The following is a 16970-nucleotide window of genomic DNA, read 5'->3' on the forward strand; positions in this document are numbered from 1 at the left end:
CAGGCCATCAACCAGCTCATCATACTTTCAGCCGTAAGTGACTGTTCCGTCTGTTAGCTAATTGTTACGCTTTATCCTCGATAGCCTGGCGATTTTCAGCACTCCTGATCGCCAACGCTCTATCCGCATCCTCGCGCAGCTTGATGGCAATATCCACAGACAGATTCAAGCGCCGCAGAATCAAGGGTTTCAGATCGTAATCAAGTGAATCGGCAGCTGAGTTTTCAATAGGCCAGGCTTTATAAACCGGTGCATCCGGCAGCGCATCTGAATGGGGTGCGGTCAGGGCTGCGTCGATTTTCTGTGCTGCGATGTGCATCGGCTCGCTTATATCGTCATGCTCCAGATGCCCGCGACGAATAAGCAGGCTTTTTACCGCAGTCAGTTGCGCAAGCAGCTGATGGCCCCTGGCAAGCAGCTGTTCGAGTGATTCCAGCGCCGGGCGCACGGCCCTCGGCTCTGACAGTGATCGACGTGTCGCCTGTACCAGTGCCGACAGACTGTCGAAGGCTTCCTTGCGCGCGAGCCGCCATTCCAGCTCAAATTCATCATCGATCGCCTGCAACTGGCTCCGGCTCAGGGCGATCTTGGCGTGTTGCGCCTGCGCCAGCACAGCCCGATTGACCAGTGCCACAATCTGCCCGCGCTCCCAGGAGGGCAGCACATAGCTGAACGCCCATGCTATACCCGCGCCTATCAGGGTATCGCCCAACCGCTCGAGCACATGAAACTCCAGGTTGGAGCCAGAGCTGAGCAAATGCGCGAGGGTCAGGCTCAGCACTGTGGCGGACACCGAGGTGATCAGATAGCGCTTGATGGCGAAGGAATGCGATATTGCCTGGGCCACGGGAACAATGATCATCAGCAACAGCAGCGGCGGATTCATGACCAACAGGCCGGCGGCCAGAATACAGCCGAGCACGGTGCCGGCCACCCGGGCGTCGCGGCGCTCCAGCGTTTGCGACAGGCTGCCGCGCAACACCACGACGATAGTCAGCAGAATCCAGTAGCCATGGGTTGCCCACGGCAAGGCTAGGGAAAAGCAATAGCCGGTCCCGACGGCCAGGGCGGCACGCAAGGCATGGCGCAACGGCGGCGCATCCCAGCGCCACAGCAACAGAAACGGCCGCCACGACCACGCGGTGGGGCTGACAAACAGCTTCCAGGCCGTGCGGACCAGAGCCAGATCCGGCTCTGCTTCACCCCGAGCCAGGCGGTTCAACTTGACTATCTCGTCATTGATGTTGCCGACGCGGTTGATCAACCCGCGCAGCAGCATCCACACGGGCGGAAAATCGGTACCAGGCTGTGCGTTGCCCGCAACGTTCCAGTTCAGGTCCGCCAGTTCCGAACGCCGGTCGGTAAAGCTGGGCGGTGTGCCACCTCGCAGCAGAGCGTCGCCCATGTTCTCCACCGCTTTTGCCAACTGACCGATTATCTGGCCCAGTTGATCGAGCGTGACCGCACAATCCGGGTTGGCTGCAGCGGCATCCAGATCCAGCTCGCTGGCCAGCAGATGATCGCGCAGCTCCAGCAGGTTGATCAGCATCGCCGCCAGTTGTTGCCGGCGCGGCTGACGCGGCGACTCGAGCAGGATATTGCGCGCGGCCTGCAGCTCGTCTGCCAGTTCCGCCTGCTTGTGCATCAACTCGCCCGGCTGGGGAGCGGGATACTGACCCAGTGCGGCGCCGAACCGGCTACCCTGTATGCGCATCAGCGCACCCATCGACAGAAAGATCTCACCCAATACCTGTGCGCGATAGCGGTCGTTCAGCAGTGTATTGGACGCGGTGGCATACAGCAGATAGGCCGTCGCACCCAGCGCAAAATACCCACAGGTGACCAGCAGGGACACTCCATGACTCTGGCTTGGCACCGCCATGGAAAAGATCATCGCGAACATGATCGAGATGACAATCGGCACACCCTGCTTGCCCCATGCGCCAGCCAGAAAGGCCATGAACGTCGCGGGAACCAGCAGCAAGCCGAGATACAGCGGCTGGTCGTGCAATATCTGCACGCAAGCAAACAGCGGTAAACCGATCACCGCCGCGGGCAGCAGATGGAAGAACTTGTTGCGACGGGGTGAGGCGCGGTCCGGCGGAATACAGACGATTGCCCCCACCGTGGCGACCGATGCAGCCAATGGCCCAAAAAGGAAAAACACCGACGCCGCTATTATCAGCAGCCCAAGGCCGGCGGAAATGCCGGTGGTGACGTAGGAGCTAAGAAGGATACGAAGAAGGTTTCTAAAGCGTTTGCGCATTTCCAGCCCTGTGGGGGGAGTGACCTGTTTGACTGAGCTTAGTTGATCTGCAGCGGCCCGCTCCCCGATGACAAACCATCTTTGTCATCGTCACGACGCTGGGTGCGCGGCTATAACCCCAGATATTCCGCTATCAGGAAGGCTTCACCCTTGCCTTCATGCTTGCCGAAATAACTGACCGGCTCGCGGGCATCGTCCTCGATATACCCCACCTCGCAATCAATACCGTATTGCTCAGCCAGGCCATTGAACAGGTCCACCGGAAAGTTAAGATGAATGTTCTTGGTCACCGGTTGGGTGATACCCAACTGCCAGTCTTCACAAGACTCGCTCTCACACTCATTGATCAGCGTGACATTGTTGGCGGCGTTGGCATCAACATAAGCCTGCAACGCTGCTTGCAGCTCCGGCAGGTTCTGCCGCAGTTTTTTCTCTCGCTTTTCTTCAAGGCGGTCACAGGCGACCAGAAGGTATATCAGCATTTAAATTACCGGATTGGAGGAATGGGAACTGTGGGCCATATTCCCGGTAGTTTACCCTCTTTGATCAACAAGCATAAAATTGCCAAGGCGCCCCTGGTGGTCTAACCCAGGGGCGACCTTGTCCTGGTTAGATACCCTGCCCGCCGGAAACCTCGATTCGCTGAGCGTTAATCCAACGATTATTCTCGGATAACAGGCTGGCGATCATCGGGCCGATATCATCCGGCACCCCTACACGACCCAGCGCGGTCATATCGGCACAGGTCCGGTTCATGTCCTGATTATCGCGTACGGCACCGCCCATAAAGTCAGTCTCGATGGCGCCCGGCGCGACGGTATTAACGGTGATGCCGCGGCTACCCAACTCTTTTGCCAGATACCTGCTGAGCACCTCGACCGCGCCCTTCATCGCGGAATAGGCGCCGAAGCCAGGCAGGGTGACGCGCGTCAATCCCGATGACAGGTTGATGATGCGACCGCCATCTTCAATCAACGGAAGCAACTTCTGGGTAAGGAAAAAAACCCCTTTTACATGCACGTTCATCAGGGCATCAAACTGAGCTTCAGTGGTGTCTGCTATCAGTGCGAACTCACCCTGCCCGGCGTTATTGACCAGGGCATCCAGCCGGTCGCGCTGCCACACCTCCCGCAACACGCCTTGCAACCGCTCAACAAAAGCGGGAAACGAGCTGACCGCGCCGGTATCCAGCTGCAAGGCAACGGCCTTGCGGCCCAGCGCTTCAATTTCCGCCACCACCGCGTTCGCCTCTTCGCTACGGCTGTGATAGGTAACGATCACATCGCCGCCCTGGCGGGCAATGTTCAGTGCAGTATTGCGGCCAAGCCCGCGGCTTGAACCGGTAACGAGTGTAACTTTAGACATGTGCAGCTCCTGTAGTCGATGGGCACACTGAAATGCTGCGCCTTACGCGAAACTGCTGCGTTGCCAGATCTTATGCACGCTTTGCCTATTCCTACAAAAATACCCAGGTTCATATTGCCGGACGAGCCGCCCACGCGCAGAATCAAGCCATGAATACTCTCTTACTCAATGCAGTCGATCGCTACGGTGCGGCACACGCCGAGGCAAACGGCATGGCGTTCACTCCGTTCGACGGCCTGAGCACCATGCGACTGACTGCGCCGAATGAGCTGCAGCATTCGATTCAAAAGCCGCTGGTGTGTCTGGTATTGCAGGGTGCCAAGCAGGTCACCATCGGCAAGGAGCCCCTGGAGCTGAGGCCCGGCAATTCGATGCTGATCTCTGCGGATCTCCCAGCCGTCAGCCAGATAGTAACGGCAAGCGAGCAGAAGCCATATCTGGCCATTGCACTGGAGCTGGACCTGTCCGTATTAACTGATCTGACCACTACCATGGAAGCCGCTCCCACCCCAAACGTACCTGTGGTACAGACCAAACCAACGCAGAAGGAGTTGATCACCACTGCGCTGCGCATGATGGAGTTGCTGGAAAAACCCGAATCCATACCCATTTTGCAGGCGCAGCTGGTGCGCGAAATGCACTACTGGCTACTGGTAGGAGAACACGGGCCCGCGATCAGACGCCTGGGCTGGCCGGACGCGCATGTTCGTCGTGTGGCACGCGCGGTCTCGGTTCTGCGTACCGATTATGCGAAATCGATTACGGTCGAGCAGCTCGCCTCCTCTGCGGGAATGAGCCCCTCCTCCTTCTTCAATCATTTCCGCAAGGTCACCACCCTCTCGCCGCTGCAGTTTCAGAAGAAGCTGCGCCTGATCGAAGCGCGTCGCCTGATGCTCTGCGAAGGCTCTACTGCAAGCCATGCCGCCTTTACCGTGGGCTATGAAAGCGTGTCCCAATTTACCCGCGAGTACCGCAGAATGTTTGGCCTGCCCCCTGCCCAGGAAACCCAGGAGGTCAAACGCAAGGCCCACGCAGGCTAATCTGCAATACGATCTCCTTTCTGACCAACACGCACGTACTGCACCCGTCCTCGCCCAACTTCGCCTGTATTTTTCTGAGCGTTTCTAGTGAAATTCAACGCATCCAGACTATGCTTGGAAATACCAAAAAGACTGAGGAGGCCCAGCCGTGACCCTTTCTGGACAATGCCAATGCGGCGCCATTCGCTACCAACTGACCGGCACGCCACAAACCGTAGCGCTATGTCACTGCCGTGACTGCCAACGCAGCGCCGGCGCACCCATGGTGACCTGGGCCATGTACCCCGAGGCCTCCCTTACCGTGACACAAGGGGAGCCGAAAACCATCAACTCATCCGGCACCGCCATGCGCAGCTTCTGCGCCAACTGCGGGAGCGGACTGTTCTATCGCAATGAAGAGTTCCTGCCTGGGATTGTGGATGTGCAGACGGCGACACTGGACGATCCAGAAGCTTTGCCTCCCGAGATAACAATACAGACGGCTGAGCGAATGAACTGGATGCAGCATATGAATGAGCTGCCGGAGTTTGAGCGGTTTCCGGAATAGGAAGCCGTCGACAATCTGGGCCACATGCGTACCCACGTTTGCCAAGACAGGACTTTATAACGAGCTCTTTTTTCGGGTCTGTGGAATTACTGCCCAGTTACGTGGTCATCAGAAATACCAGCGCAGTAAAACCGCTCGGCCGCGGCTAACGCTTCATTAGGACGTTACGCCGATACAGGCGAGCCTTATTGCAGGGTTCGCACGATGACCGAGCAACCAACCAGATTACCCAGCTTTGACGAACTGAAAATCATGGCGCTGGAACAACCGCAGGCGCTTGAGAATCTGCGCAAGCTACTGATCGCCGAGTTGATCGCAAGCGCTCCGGAATGCCGACGCCGACGGCTGGAGGGTCTGGCATTCGTGATCGAGGCAGAGCGGCGCAAGGCGCGCAACCCAATGCAAGCCTGCATCAAAATCTCTCGAATGATGCTTGATTCGCTGGTCGAGCTGAATGCGAGTCTGGATCTGCGCAGAGCTTCCACCCCTCCAGATCAGCCCCCGACCGCGACGGTTATACCGTTCGACAAACACCACCGTTCGCTGCAATGACGGCTATGCTTTCCTTTTCGGGTCTATCCTGGGGTGTAGGCTGCTCAAATTGGGCAATGGATTCCGGCCAAAAAGGAGAGCACTCTGAGGGCCGTGCTACGCTTTCCCTAACCCTCCGCGAGTGCAAGCGACCATGTTTATCAGCGTGCTGGATCTGTTCAAAATAGGTATCGGGCCATCGAGTTCCCATACGGTCGGGCCTATGGTTGCCGCCCATGAGTTTATCGGTCGTATAAAAGAGCATGCGTTTGATGAAGAGAGCCTGCAAGGTGCCACCCTCCGCTGCACGCTCAAAGGGTCATTGGCCTACACCGGTAAAGGCCATTCGACTGACCGGGCTGTTGCCCTGGGCTTGCACGGTTACCTTCCGGCCGATCTTGTCGAAACTGATGTACAGGCGCTGGTGACTCAACTCTGGCGAAGCCAACAGATCGAGCTGGACCCGAATCGAGCACTCTTGTTCAGTCCCGCTCGGGATGTAATCTTTGACACAGGCAAACCGTTGCCACAGCACAGCAACGGTATGGTATTCGAGGTGATAGACCGTGATGGCAAGCCGCTGCTTGCGGAAACCTATTTCTCTATCGGTGGCGGCTTCATCAACACTCTGGCTGAAATTGACCAGCTGCAGGCTCCGCTGAAATTCGCAGCAGTCGATTCTTCAACTTATCCCTTTGATTCAGCCAGATCCTTGCTTGCGCTGGCTGACAAGCATCAGCTTTCCGTCGCTCGCATGAAGTACATTAACGAGCTTGAGCATCTTGATGAAAGCGACCTCATTGCAGGGCTGGATGACATCTGGCGCGCCATGCGGACCTGTATCGCGGGTGGCTTGGCTACAGATGGCGTGCTGCCGGGTGGGCTGGATATTCCTCGGCGAGCGAAGTCGCTTTACGAGGGCATAAAGAGCAAACCGGAAACGGCGAACATCAATGACTGGCTGTGTGCGTATGCCATGGCTGTCAACGAGGAAAACGCTGCCGGCAATATGGTGGTGACAGCGCCCACCAATGGGGCGGCCGGCGTGATACCGGCGGTGCTGTATTACTTTGTGACCCACGAACAGGGGACGCAGCAACAGGTGAGGGACTTTCTGCTGACGGCCAGTGCGATTGGTGGCCTGATCAAGCAGCGCAGCTCGATCTCAGGCGCCGAGGTTGGCTGCCAGGGTGAGGTCGGTTCCGCCGCTGCCATGGCCGCCGCTGGCTTATGTGAAGTGCGTGGCGGCAATGCCCGGCAGGTAGAGAATGCCGCGGAGATTGCGCTGGAGCACCATCTAGGCATGACCTGCGATCCGGTAAAGGGGCTGGTGCAGGTGCCCTGTATCGAACGCAACGGCTTTGGCGCCATCAAGGCCTATGCGGCCGCCTCGCTGGCGCTGCGCGGTGACGGCAAGCACTTTATGCCGCTGGATAATTGCATCGAGGCAATGCGAAAAACCGGGCTGGAAATGTCCTACAAATACAAGGAAACATCCCTGGGCGGGCTCGCGGTCAGCATTACGGAATGCTGAGAAAATTCAGCTTAGCGCCCTTTCCCAGCTTCAGAGTCGCTTTCTCGTTGTCGATCTCCCAGCCAGACGCCTTGGTGGTAAATAGGCGCCGCGTTATCTCGACAAGCCCGGTTAAAGGTGCTGCAATCGCCGCATGGCAAAAGACGATCCGCAGGTACCTTTAGACCTTCCAGCCCTTTCCCTCGAAGAAGGTGCCGAGGCCGTTGGTAGCTGGGCACAAGCCCATCTTTTCACCAGCGGCACCCTGATTGAAGCCGTGCTGCTGACAGGCATTTTGCTCTTTGCAGTGATGCTGCGCCGGCTGACAATGCCGCGCGTGGACGCCATGTTGGCGCGCGAAGCCCTGTTGCCTGGCATGCGTTACACCTTGCGCCGCTTGCTGTTGATCGGCACCACCGGCGCGGCCGCGTTGCTGACCTGGATTGCCCATGGCGCAGCGACGAGGATGGGCCTTGAAGGCGAACTGCTACGCATTGGAGCCAATCTGCTGACTGCCTGGGTGGTCATACGCCTGCTTACCAGTTTGCTGCGCCAACCTGGTTGGGCGAAGTTGCTCGCTGCCATCGTCTGGTTTGTCGCTGCGCTGGCCATTCTCGGTTGGCTGCAGGGCTTCCGTGATCTGCTCAATGCAATTGCTTTCAACGTCGGCGATGTGCGCCTGTCGCTGATGGGTTTCGTCAACGGCATTCTGGTGTTGACGATCTTTATCTGGCTCTCCAGCCTGCTGGCCCGGCTGGTCGACAGCCGTCTGGTGTATCTGGAGGGCGTGACGCCAGCAGCCAGGGTGCTGATCGGCAAGGTATTGCGCATCGTTCTTTATCTGGTCGCTGTGGTGGTCGCGCTGACCTTTGTTGGTGTGAATCTGACCGCCCTGGCAGTTTTTTCCGGCGCCCTGGGCATCGGTCTTGGCTTCGGTTTGCAGAAGGTGGTGTCCAACCTGTTCAGTGGCATTATTCTGCTGCTGGATCGCTCCCTGAAACCGGGTGACGTGATCGAAACGAGTGACGCCTACGGCTGGATCAAGCACATGGGCGCCCGTTATACGACGGTGGCGACGCGCGACGGCAAGGAATACCTGATTCCCAATGAAACACTGATTACCGAGCAGGTGATCAACTGGAGTTATTCCGACACCGCAGTACGGGTGAAAATCAAGGTTGGCATCTCCTACCGCTCGGATGTGCACAAGGCCATCGAGCTGATGACCGAAGCCGCACTGACCCAGCCCCGGGTACTCAGCGACGAGATACATACGCCCCAAGCCCACCTGGTCGATTTCGGCGACTCTTCAGTGGATTTTGAACTGCGCGTCTGGATCAGCGACCCTCAGCAAGGTTTGGTAAACGTGGCCAGCAAGATACGCCTGGCCATTTGGGACCTGTTCCACCAACACGATATCGAGTTTCCGTTCCCACAGCGGGATCTGCATATCGTCTCGGCCGAGGGCCTGCCCGGCCTCAAGCGCGATGCGGAGGAACGCCCCGGGCCAGCAGATTGATGGCTTGCCCTATGCGCTAAATTTGGCGGCAGGTCTGATTCAAACAGTTCTCCGCCCTGCCCCCAACCGAATCAGCAAACAGCCCACACCTGCCAAGGTCGCCAGCGCGACCACACCCAGCCAGCCCACATTGGCAAGCAGGAATGCGCCCATTGCCGAGCCGGCGGCCATGCCGACGAACATCGTGGTAAAAAACACCGCGTTCAGACGCCCACGGGCTTCCGGATCCAGACCGTAGATCAGCGTCTGATGCGCGATCAGGGTGGCCTGTACGCCCAAATCAAACCCGAGCGCGCTTAATGCAATCAGAATCAGCCGGCTCTGGGTATCCAGTAACGGCAGCAGGAACATCGAAGCGAAGGAGACGATCACGATAATCGCGCCGACCAAGGTAACCCGGTGTGGGCCGAAGCGGTCGGCCTGTTTGCCCGCCAGCGGCGCGATCAAGGCGCCAGCAACACCGGCCAGGCCGAACAGCCCGGCGGTGGCGCTGCCGAGGCCGAAGTCGTCGTGCAGCATGATGGCCAGCGTGGTCCAGAAGGCGCTGAACGCCACGGCCAACAGGCACTGAGCGAAGGCGGCATAGCGTAGCGCCGGATAATGACGCCAGAGCAGCCCCATCGACAGCAACAACTTTGCATAGCTGACACCGGTATTGGGCGTAAAGCGCGGCAGGACGCGCCACAGGCATACCGTGATCAGCACTATGCTGACCGCCGCCAGCCCATACATCACGCGCCAACCCAGGTATTCACCAACAAAACCACTGATCACCCTGGACAGCAGAATACCGACCAGCAGACCGGTCATCACGCTACCAACCGTCTTCCCACGCGTGGCTTCCGGGGCCAAGGCCGCCGATGCCGGGACGATATCCTGGGCAAGTGTGGCGGCGGCGCCGATCAGCAAGCTGGTCAACAGAAGAGTGTTAACACCACCGGAAATACTGCAAAGCACCAGCGCCAATGCCAGCAACAAACCCTTGGCAAGAATCACGTTGCGCCGGTCAAAGCGATCGCCCAGCGGAATCAGCAGCAACAGGCCGAGGGCATAGCCGACTTGCGTCAGGGTCGCTACCAGTCCAATCGCAGCAACGCTGACCCGCAGCTCCGCGCCCATGCTGGGTAGCATCGGATGACTGTAGTAGATGGAGGCGACACTCAGGCCGGCACCGGCAGCCAGGGTAAATACGGTCTGTGGCGATAACGCCTGCTGCGTATCCGCGGAAGAGATCGCATTCTGGGGGGCGGCCATGCAACGGCTCCATGACGAGGGGCGGAAAGTTCAATTCAAGCCAGATTGACCACAACCCGGCCCCTCATGTTCCCAGCAGGCTCTGGATAAAGCTAGCGCCCTCGCTTCACGAATGCCGCTCAGGCCGCACCAGGCCCATCTTCTCGATCTTGTAGCGCAACATGTCCCGCGTTATGCCCAGCATCCGCGCTGACTTGGTCACGTTCCAGTCGGTTCGCTCCAGAGCACCCAAGACCTTATCCTTCCCACAACCCGCATTGGCTACCTCTTCACTACTGTCCACTTGCCGGGCGAATCGAGCGTTGTCCAGATCGCCAATTCGCCGCGCATAAGTGGTAGCCAGGCTGGGGCAGAGGCTCAGCTGAGCGACGCTCACCACCTGATCCGGCGCCAGCAAGGCTGCCTGTTCCAACATGTTTTTCAGCTCTCTGACGTTGCCTGGCCAGCTGTAGCTGGCGATGAGATCTTCCGCATCGGGGGAGAATTGCAGATCGGGTTTGCCGTAGCGTTTGCCATGCAGATCCAGAAAGTACCGCGCCAACAGCAGCACGTCTGCTCCGCGGTCCCTCAGGCTCGGGACCTTGAGCGAAATGATACGCAGGCGGAAGAACAAGTCCTTGCGGAAACGGCCCTGACGAACCATTTGCTCAAGATCACAGTTCGTCGCGCTGATGATACGCACATCCACCTTGCGTTCCTTGGCGGAGCCAACGCGCCGCAAGGATCGGTCTTCCAGCAGTTTGAGCAACTTGGCCTGCATGGCCAGATCCAGCTCGCCGACTTCATCCAGAAACAGGGTGCCGCCATCGGCCGTTTCTACTAGCCCGACCCGGCGCTCCTTTGCATCGGTAAAAGCACCTTTCTCATGACCGAAAAGTTCGGCTTCGAGCAGCTGCGGCGGGATGGCTGCGCAATTGATTTCAACGAATGGGTTGTCACGCCTTGCGCCTTCGAAGTGCAGAGCGCGGGCGACCAGTTCCTTGCCAGTGCCCGTCTCGCCTTCGATCATCACCACCGGCAGATTGGTGTTTTTCATCAGACCTTCAGCGGCCAGTATCCGGGAGATGCGATCCTTGAGCGCCAGCATGGCCGGCGATCCGCCTATCAGTGTTTCAAATCCGGCATTCTCGGCTTCGCGTTTCTGGTAGAACGACAGTTTCTGCTCCAGCTTCAGCGTGCCAAAGGCCTTTTCCATCAGCACTTTCAGCTCGGATAGCGCGATGGGTTTGGTCAGGTAATGAAACGCGCCAGCTTGCATCGCCTCCACGGCATTTTCGATGTTGCCGTAACCCGTCATCATGATGGTTTTCAGGTTGGGCGCGCTGGCCTGCAGTTTTCTGATCAGCTCAATGCCGCTCATGCCCGGCAAGGAGTTGTCGGTCAACACAACGTCAGGACGCATGGTGTACAGCAATTCCAGTGCACTTTCGGCAGAATCGCAGATAACCGCCTCATAACCCCTGCGTTGAAGATAATTTTGGATGTTTTCCGCCAACAGGCTGTCATCCTCTACTACCAGAATTGTCTTATCCATCATCATGATCCTTGGGCCAGGCTGAACCCCAAATCAATTGTAGTACCGCGTTGCTCATAGCTGCTGAGTGTGACTTCACCGCCGAATCGCTCCATGATCCGCTTGACCGTAACCAGGCCCACTCCCAGGCCCCCCTGCTTGGTGGTAAAAAAGGGTTTGAAGGCCATCGTGCGTTGTTGATTTGACATCCCGTTGCCGGTGTCGCTGATAGACAGCACCAGCTTTCCGGTGGCAGTGTCGATGTCCATCCGCAGCCGCAGCACCCCGCCGTGGGGCATGGCTTCGATGGCATTGGACAGCACGCTGTTCAGCACCTGCGACAGCAGTACACGATGGGCCAGCACCAGAGGTTGTTCCTGCGGCGCGAAATCGACGTCGATGCGAAAGGTTTGTAGCTGCAATTGGCACGCGCTCAGGGCATCTTCAATGATAGGTACCAGCTCGACGGGCCTGACCCGGCTGGACATTGGGCGCGAGGTCTGCAGAAGCTCACGCACCCAGGCAGACATGCGGTCGACCTGGTTGATAATGTCGTTGATGTTTTTCTTCGCTGGCTCCTGATCAAGCTCAAGCGCCAGCTCGGCGCTGGAGCGAATGGTGGCCAGCGGGTTACGCAAACTGTGTGCTATGGCGGAGGACATTTCGCCCATCGCCACGTAGGTTTCGTTCTCAACCAGTTTCTGCTGCTGATAGGCCAGCACCAGGGATGCTCTGCGCACAATCCAGAACAGCCCGAGATAAAGAGTCGCCGCGCCAATGATGGTCGTCGATGCAATCAGCCACATGCCTCGCTTGATCCGCGCGACCAGATCATTGGGCTCCTTGTAGATTTCGACGACTATTGCGACATCTCCGTTCAGATCCAGCAGTGGAATATAGTTCTCAATAAAGAAGGTGCGCGGATGCCGGATGAACTGCTGCTCCTCATGGTGATTTTCCGCAGAGACATGAAAATAAGTGGAGCCTACCCGTCCTTTTGAGCTGAAGGCTTCATCCAGGTTACCGTTGGCTGCGCTTTGATGACCTATCAGGTCGGGGTTGGTAGACCAGATAACACGGCGGTCGGTGGCGTAGATATTCGCCAGTAAAGCGTCGGGAAGATGGGTGATATGGTCGAGAAATTCGCCGCGCACGTCATGAACCACTTCAAGAGGCAAATCTTGGTCTGTCAGCCGCCGCAGGTCGACTAGATCGCCCATTGTCAGAGTTTCAGGCAGGACCGAATGCCTGATTTCTGCTTCAGCCACTGCCCTTACAAACTGCGCGCTGAGCATCAGGTCACGTTCAATACTTTCGTTTACGACGAAATGTGCAGACACGGCGCCCAATACAAGAGCGACCGCAGTGATCAGGATCAGGCTCAGCCAGGAATACCAGCGCAATAGATTAAATGGCCGGGTACCCGGTTTTGTAGCTGAGTCGGGCTCGATCTTGGATTCCGTCCAGTACGATGTGACGTTTATCATAGCCACTCCATCCTTGCCGACAATATAGGTATAGCGCACGGCTAGCACAGAGCAAGCACCCTTCGTCAGATGCCGGCCGCGCTCTCGACCCGCGGCTCCCCCTAATCGGGCCCATTAACGGGGGAATACCCCCATTCCATGTCTCCCCCGTCCCCCCCTCATTTATTCACAGCTTGTCTATTACGCTGGTTACAGCCCGATAAAACGATCTGGTACAGAAGCTGCTTAGGGATCATGGCCTGGCTCAAAAAAGCAAGTCAGGCTCACCCCACTTGCAGGAGGAATTTCTCATGCGCAGCTCTGTTTCGAAAACATCAGCGCTGATAATCATCGGAGGGCTGTGCGCAGGCATCGCTCAAGCAGCGTTGTATACCGTGGACCCCGGACCTTATGTACCGGCGAATGCCAATTTCCCCGCCTGGTACCAGGACACCCATGGCCGCGCGCTGGATCTGTGTCTTTCCCGAGCGCTAAGCTCACGCGCTGGCGGGGCCGCAGGCACCTACATGTGCGGGCTGGGGGCAGAACCTGGCGTGTTCGACGATACTTTGCCCTTTGCCTTCCCCGGCAATTTCCCCAGCGAAGCATTCTGGTTTACCGCCGATGCCTCCATTGAAGACGCCGCGACCGGCATTGCGCTTGATTTTGGCACGGCTCTGGAAGCCGCCTTCAGCGGGGATGGACCCATTGACGGCGATCAGGTGGCCTTTTCACGCGTGCGCATTCGCGTCGACCTGACTGTCCCAGGGGTTTATACGGTGACCCACCCCTACGGCGTGGACGTTTTTGACATCTCCGCCGCAGACATCGCCGACGCTGGCGGTGACCGGGTGATCAACATGACCCGCGATATCGGCATCGCCAGCGATGGGCTGTTCAATGGTGCATTGACTGGCGACGTAGGCCCGTTCCTGCGCGGCATCAATGGTCCTTATACCGAAACCAATCCGGATACCGGTGAGGTGGATACCTATGTTGGCGACCCGAACATTGAGGAAGAAGTCACCGGCAGTCCGTTCGCCACCAACTACGTCCGTATCGAGGGACCTAACGGCATTGACCTGCGCACCAACCTGTTTGCCGTTACCGGCATGCTTTCGGATGTTGCTTTGCCGACGCCGCTAAAAATCGACCGCGCCACCTATTCACGCCAGCCCGGTGAAGACGGCGTTGTCGCGCGGCAGGATGTATTCGCTCTGGCTCCCCCGCCTCCCGGCACAGCCCAATTCAGTGATACCGGCGGTACCTCCCATGTCATGAGCGAGGAGAACACCACCGGAAACTGGTACGGGCAGTCCAGTGAGATCCCAACGGTGCTCGGCAGTATCAGCGTTACCGCGGATAACAGCCTGGCGATACCCAGCAGTTCCGCTACCACCGCGCAGGCGCAGATTGTCGATCAAGTGATCATCCATCGCGCTGAATACAGCTTGTCGACTGCGCAGCTGACTGTCGAAGCCGAATCCAGCGATAAAACCAGCCCACCGGTGCTGAGCGTGACCGGCAACAGCGGACCCATTGGGGATTTGAGCGGGACCGGCGCCATCAAGCAGTTGGTGACCGGCGTCACACCTATCCCGCCCGCCAGTATCAACGTGACCTCGTCCAATGGCGGCGTCGATGTTGAAGAAGTCATCATTCTCCCCTAGGAAAGCTAGCCGGCTCTAAGGTCAGGAGGCACCATGAATATTTGGCACAAAACCCTAACAACCAGCCTTGCGCTTGCCGCACTAACGGCCGGCCAAGCTTTCGGAGCGCTTAGCAGCCTCGACTTTGGGCCTTATACCGCCGCATCGGGGGGGTTCCCCATCTGGTATCAGGACGAAAATCAGCTCTCGCTTGAACTCTGCCGATCCAAAGCGGTGAGCTCTCGCAACGCCAACGCATCCATGTGCGCCCTGGCGGCCGATCCCGGCGTGTTCGACGATACACTACCGATGATCTTCCCGGGCAACTGGCCAGGCGAGCTGTTCTGGATGCTGGCCGAGACGGACATTCCCGCGGCAGGCAACAGCAACTACGAGCTTGAAGTCTATGTAGCAGCCCTCGAAGCCGCCTTCTCCGGCGACTCGCCAGTGGACGGCGATCAAGTCAGTTTTGCCCGTATCCGCATCCGCGCGACCATTCCGATACCTGGCACCTATGTGATCACCCACCCTTATGGCGTGGAAACCATCCAGGTGACTGGTACAGGCCGTCGGGCGATCAACATGACGCGCGATATTGGTATTGGCTTGCCAGGGGATTTTGATGGTGCTCTGGAGGGCGATGTTGGTCCCTTCCTGGAAAGCGTCAACGGCCCCTACACCGAGGTTAATCCGGAGACCGGTTTAACCGAGAGTTTTGTAGGCGACCCAAGCTTGCGTGAACCCATGACAGGCAGCCCATTCGACACCAACTTCGTTCGTATCGAAGGACCAGCGGGTACGATTGAAACGAATACCTTTAGCCTGAGTGGCAAGGTGTTTGACAACCTTACGCCCACCGCAGCCGAGATCGAGCGGGCTACTTATAGCCGGTCTGGCGGAAGCAGCAGCATCGATGTGTTCGCGACTTCGGTGGGTAATGCCGAGGTGTGCTTCCGGGAGTCGATTGAACTGGTGGGCGAGAACCCAGGTACACCCTGTCTGGTGGATATGACCGGCGATAACAACGGGCATTTCTTTGGCTACAAGCCGGCTCCGGCCGAGCTGCCTGAGGTGATCGTTGTGACGGCCGCCAATCCCAGCGGCGCAACCGTGCCGACCACGCTATCCAGACCCTTGACTGATGTGGTGAAAATCACCAGTGCCGAGTACTCCTGGGTCAATAACAGCCTGACCATCGAAGCGGTTTCCAGCGATGAAGTCCAGGTGCCAGACCTGGTAGCAGAAGGCTTTGGCCGACTGTCCAAGGCAGGAACTACCCAGACCCTGAGCGTACCCAATCTGATGCAACCGCCGTCCAGGATCAGCGTGAAGTCGTCTGCGGGCGGCGCTGACACCGAAATGGTCAGTGTGATCGATGACGCGCCAGCAACTGGCGGCAACGAGCCTCCGGTGGCAGCCAACGACAGCGCCAGCACCAGCTCCGGGGTGCCGATCGTTATCAATGTGCTGAGCAATGATACAGACCCTGATGGCGACATTCCGTTAAGCATCGTCGCGCTGACTCAACCCCCAATCGGGCAAGGCAGCGTCGCGCTCAACGGTAGCACCAGCGTGCTGTATACCCCACCGATCACCAACGTGCCAATACAGGCTACCTTCAGCTATCGCGCCCAGGATATCCGCGGCGAGCAGTCCAATGTGGCTCAGGTAACGGTCAGCATCAGCGCCAACCAGGCACCGGTGGCAGTCAACGACAACGCCGCTACGCTGGCCATTCCGATCGATATTGATGTGCTCGCCAATGATACCGATCCGGAGAATAACCAGCCGTTCAGCATCGTCGGTCTGACCCAGCCGGCCAATGGCCAGGGCACTGTGAGCGTCAATGGCTCGCTGGTCAGATATACCCCACCGGCTACCGTCAGCAGCGCCTTCAATGCAACCTTCACCTATCAGGTACAGGATGCGTTGAATGCGGTATCAGCGCCCGCCACGGTAACCGTCAGTGTGTCTCCACCACCCGCCACAGCTGAAACCATTAATGTCGCGACTTCGCTGCTACGCCTGCGCAGCAATGATCGGCAGACCTGGGATCTGCGTGGCAATACCTCGTTGGCGACCGGCAATACCATCACCATTGAGGTCAGCACCAATAACGGCCCTCTGTCACTGGGTACCGCAACGCTTAGCCTGACCGGCCAATGGCGGCTGTCGGCAAACACTGAAGGGCTGTCATTACCGGCCAACCCGACTGCGACTATCAGGTCCGCTTTCGGGACTGTGTTGACCGTGCCGTTAACTGTACGTTGAGCCAAATCCGCCGCCCGCACAGACGCGAGGTCTGGG

General features: G+C 58.2%; 13 protein-coding genes. 7 read left to right on the forward strand and 6 right to left on the reverse strand.

From position 1 onward, the window contains the following. Positions 1 to 64: 64 nt before the first annotated feature. The 3 genes from EAO82_RS14250 to EAO82_RS14260 form a co-directional block, all read right to left on the reverse strand. Positions 65 to 2266 (reverse strand): FUSC family protein, encoded by a 2202-nt coding sequence (locus EAO82_RS14250; protein ID WP_096347427.1) that lies wholly within the window; start codon positions 2264 to 2266, stop codon positions 65 to 67. 110 nt (positions 2267 to 2376) lie between these two features. Continuing rightward, on the reverse strand, positions 2377 to 2748 hold the full coding sequence (locus EAO82_RS14255; protein ID WP_096347426.1) for a hypothetical protein: 372 nt from the start codon (positions 2746 to 2748) through the stop codon (positions 2377 to 2379). Between the two features lie 127 nt (positions 2749 to 2875). Beyond that, positions 2876 to 3631: an SDR family oxidoreductase gene (locus EAO82_RS14260; protein ID WP_096347425.1), complete on the reverse strand. Its 756-nt coding sequence runs from the start codon at positions 3629 to 3631 to the stop codon at positions 2876 to 2878. 149 nt (positions 3632 to 3780) lie between these two features. Here EAO82_RS14260 and EAO82_RS14265 point away from each other — a divergent pair, with 149 nt between their 5' ends. From EAO82_RS14265 to EAO82_RS14285, 5 genes are all read left to right on the forward strand, one after another. Then, positions 3781 to 4671: an AraC family transcriptional regulator gene (locus EAO82_RS14265; protein WP_096347444.1), complete on the forward strand. Its 891-nt coding sequence runs from the start codon at positions 3781 to 3783 to the stop codon at positions 4669 to 4671. A 148-nt stretch (positions 4672 to 4819) separates the two neighbouring features. Continuing rightward, positions 4820 to 5218 carry a GFA family protein gene (locus EAO82_RS14270; protein ID WP_096347424.1) on the forward strand — a complete coding sequence of 133 codons (399 nt, stop codon included), beginning with the start codon at positions 4820 to 4822 and terminating at the stop codon, positions 5216 to 5218. Positions 5219 to 5422: 204 nt separating this feature from the next. Continuing rightward, positions 5423 to 5770 (forward strand): DUF3135 domain-containing protein, encoded by a 348-nt coding sequence (locus EAO82_RS14275; protein WP_096347423.1) that lies wholly within the window; start codon positions 5423 to 5425, stop codon positions 5768 to 5770. Between the two features lie 133 nt (positions 5771 to 5903). Next, entirely contained in the window at positions 5904 to 7283 is a 1380-nt protein-coding gene (locus EAO82_RS14280) for an L-serine ammonia-lyase (RefSeq protein ID WP_096347422.1), read from the forward strand. Positions 7284 to 7416: 133 nt separating this feature from the next. Then, on the forward strand, positions 7417 to 8781 hold the full coding sequence (locus EAO82_RS14285) for a mechanosensitive ion channel family protein (RefSeq protein WP_096347421.1): 1365 nt from the start codon (positions 7417 to 7419) through the stop codon (positions 8779 to 8781). A 39-nt stretch (positions 8782 to 8820) separates the two neighbouring features. On the opposite strand, the gene EAO82_RS14290 is transcribed toward EAO82_RS14285, so the two are convergent. From EAO82_RS14290 to EAO82_RS14300, 3 genes are all read right to left on the reverse strand, one after another. Then, a complete protein-coding gene (locus EAO82_RS14290) occupies positions 8821 to 10035 on the reverse strand; it encodes an MFS transporter (RefSeq protein WP_096347420.1) in 1215 nt (404 codons plus the stop codon). 106 nt (positions 10036 to 10141) lie between these two features. Beyond that, positions 10142 to 11569, reverse strand: coding sequence for a sigma-54-dependent transcriptional regulator (locus EAO82_RS14295; protein WP_096347419.1), 1428 nt, complete (start codon positions 11567 to 11569; stop codon positions 10142 to 10144). A 2-nt stretch (positions 11570 to 11571) separates the two neighbouring features. Then, a complete protein-coding gene (locus tag EAO82_RS14300) occupies positions 11572 to 13035 on the reverse strand; it encodes a sensor histidine kinase (protein ID WP_096347418.1) in 1464 nt (487 codons plus the stop codon). 290 nt (positions 13036 to 13325) lie between these two features. Between EAO82_RS14300 and EAO82_RS14305 the strand changes: the two genes are divergently transcribed. Together EAO82_RS14305 and EAO82_RS14310 are read left to right on the forward strand one after the other, a co-directional pair. After that, the gene (locus EAO82_RS14305) at positions 13326 to 14684 is read left to right on the forward strand and encodes a hypothetical protein (protein ID WP_096347417.1); all 1359 of its coding nucleotides are present in this window, start codon (positions 13326 to 13328) and stop codon (positions 14682 to 14684) included. Positions 14685 to 14717: 33 nt separating this feature from the next. Beyond that, on the forward strand, positions 14718 to 16934 hold the full coding sequence (locus tag EAO82_RS14310) for an Ig-like domain-containing protein (RefSeq protein ID WP_096347416.1): 2217 nt from the start codon (positions 14718 to 14720) through the stop codon (positions 16932 to 16934). Positions 16935 to 16970: the final 36 nt, after the last annotated feature.

This window comes from Halopseudomonas pelagia (assembly GCF_009497895.1).
GTDB lineage: Bacteria > Pseudomonadota > Gammaproteobacteria > Pseudomonadales > Pseudomonadaceae > Halopseudomonas > Halopseudomonas pelagia_A.

Coding starts and splice junctions, on each gene's coding strand:
- EAO82_RS14250 (WP_096347427.1), bottom strand. CDS start 2,266: ATGCGCAAACGCTTTAGAAACCTTCTTCGTATCCTTCTTAGCTCCTAC.
- EAO82_RS14255 (WP_096347426.1), bottom strand. CDS start 2,748: ATGCTGATATACCTTCTGGTCGCCTGTGACCGCCTTGAAGAAAAGCGA.
- EAO82_RS14260 (WP_096347425.1), bottom strand. CDS start 3,631: ATGTCTAAAGTTACACTCGTTACCGGTTCAAGCCGCGGGCTTGGCCGC.
- EAO82_RS14265 (WP_096347444.1), top strand. CDS start 3,781: ATGAATACTCTCTTACTCAATGCAGTCGATCGCTACGGTGCGGCACAC.
- EAO82_RS14275 (WP_096347423.1), top strand. CDS start 5,423: ATGACCGAGCAACCAACCAGATTACCCAGCTTTGACGAACTGAAAATC.
- EAO82_RS14280 (WP_096347422.1), top strand. CDS start 5,904: ATGTTTATCAGCGTGCTGGATCTGTTCAAAATAGGTATCGGGCCATCG.
- EAO82_RS14285 (WP_096347421.1), top strand. CDS start 7,417: ATGGCAAAAGACGATCCGCAGGTACCTTTAGACCTTCCAGCCCTTTCC.
- EAO82_RS14290 (WP_096347420.1), bottom strand. CDS start 10,035: ATGGCCGCCCCCCAGAATGCGATCTCTTCCGCGGATACGCAGCAGGCG.
- EAO82_RS14295 (WP_096347419.1), bottom strand. CDS start 11,569: ATGGATAAGACAATTCTGGTAGTAGAGGATGACAGCCTGTTGGCGGAA.
- EAO82_RS14300 (WP_096347418.1), bottom strand. CDS start 13,035: ATGATAAACGTCACATCGTACTGGACGGAATCCAAGATCGAGCCCGAC.
- EAO82_RS14305 (WP_096347417.1), top strand. CDS start 13,326: ATGCGCAGCTCTGTTTCGAAAACATCAGCGCTGATAATCATCGGAGGG.
- EAO82_RS14310 (WP_096347416.1), top strand. CDS start 14,718: ATGAATATTTGGCACAAAACCCTAACAACCAGCCTTGCGCTTGCCGCA.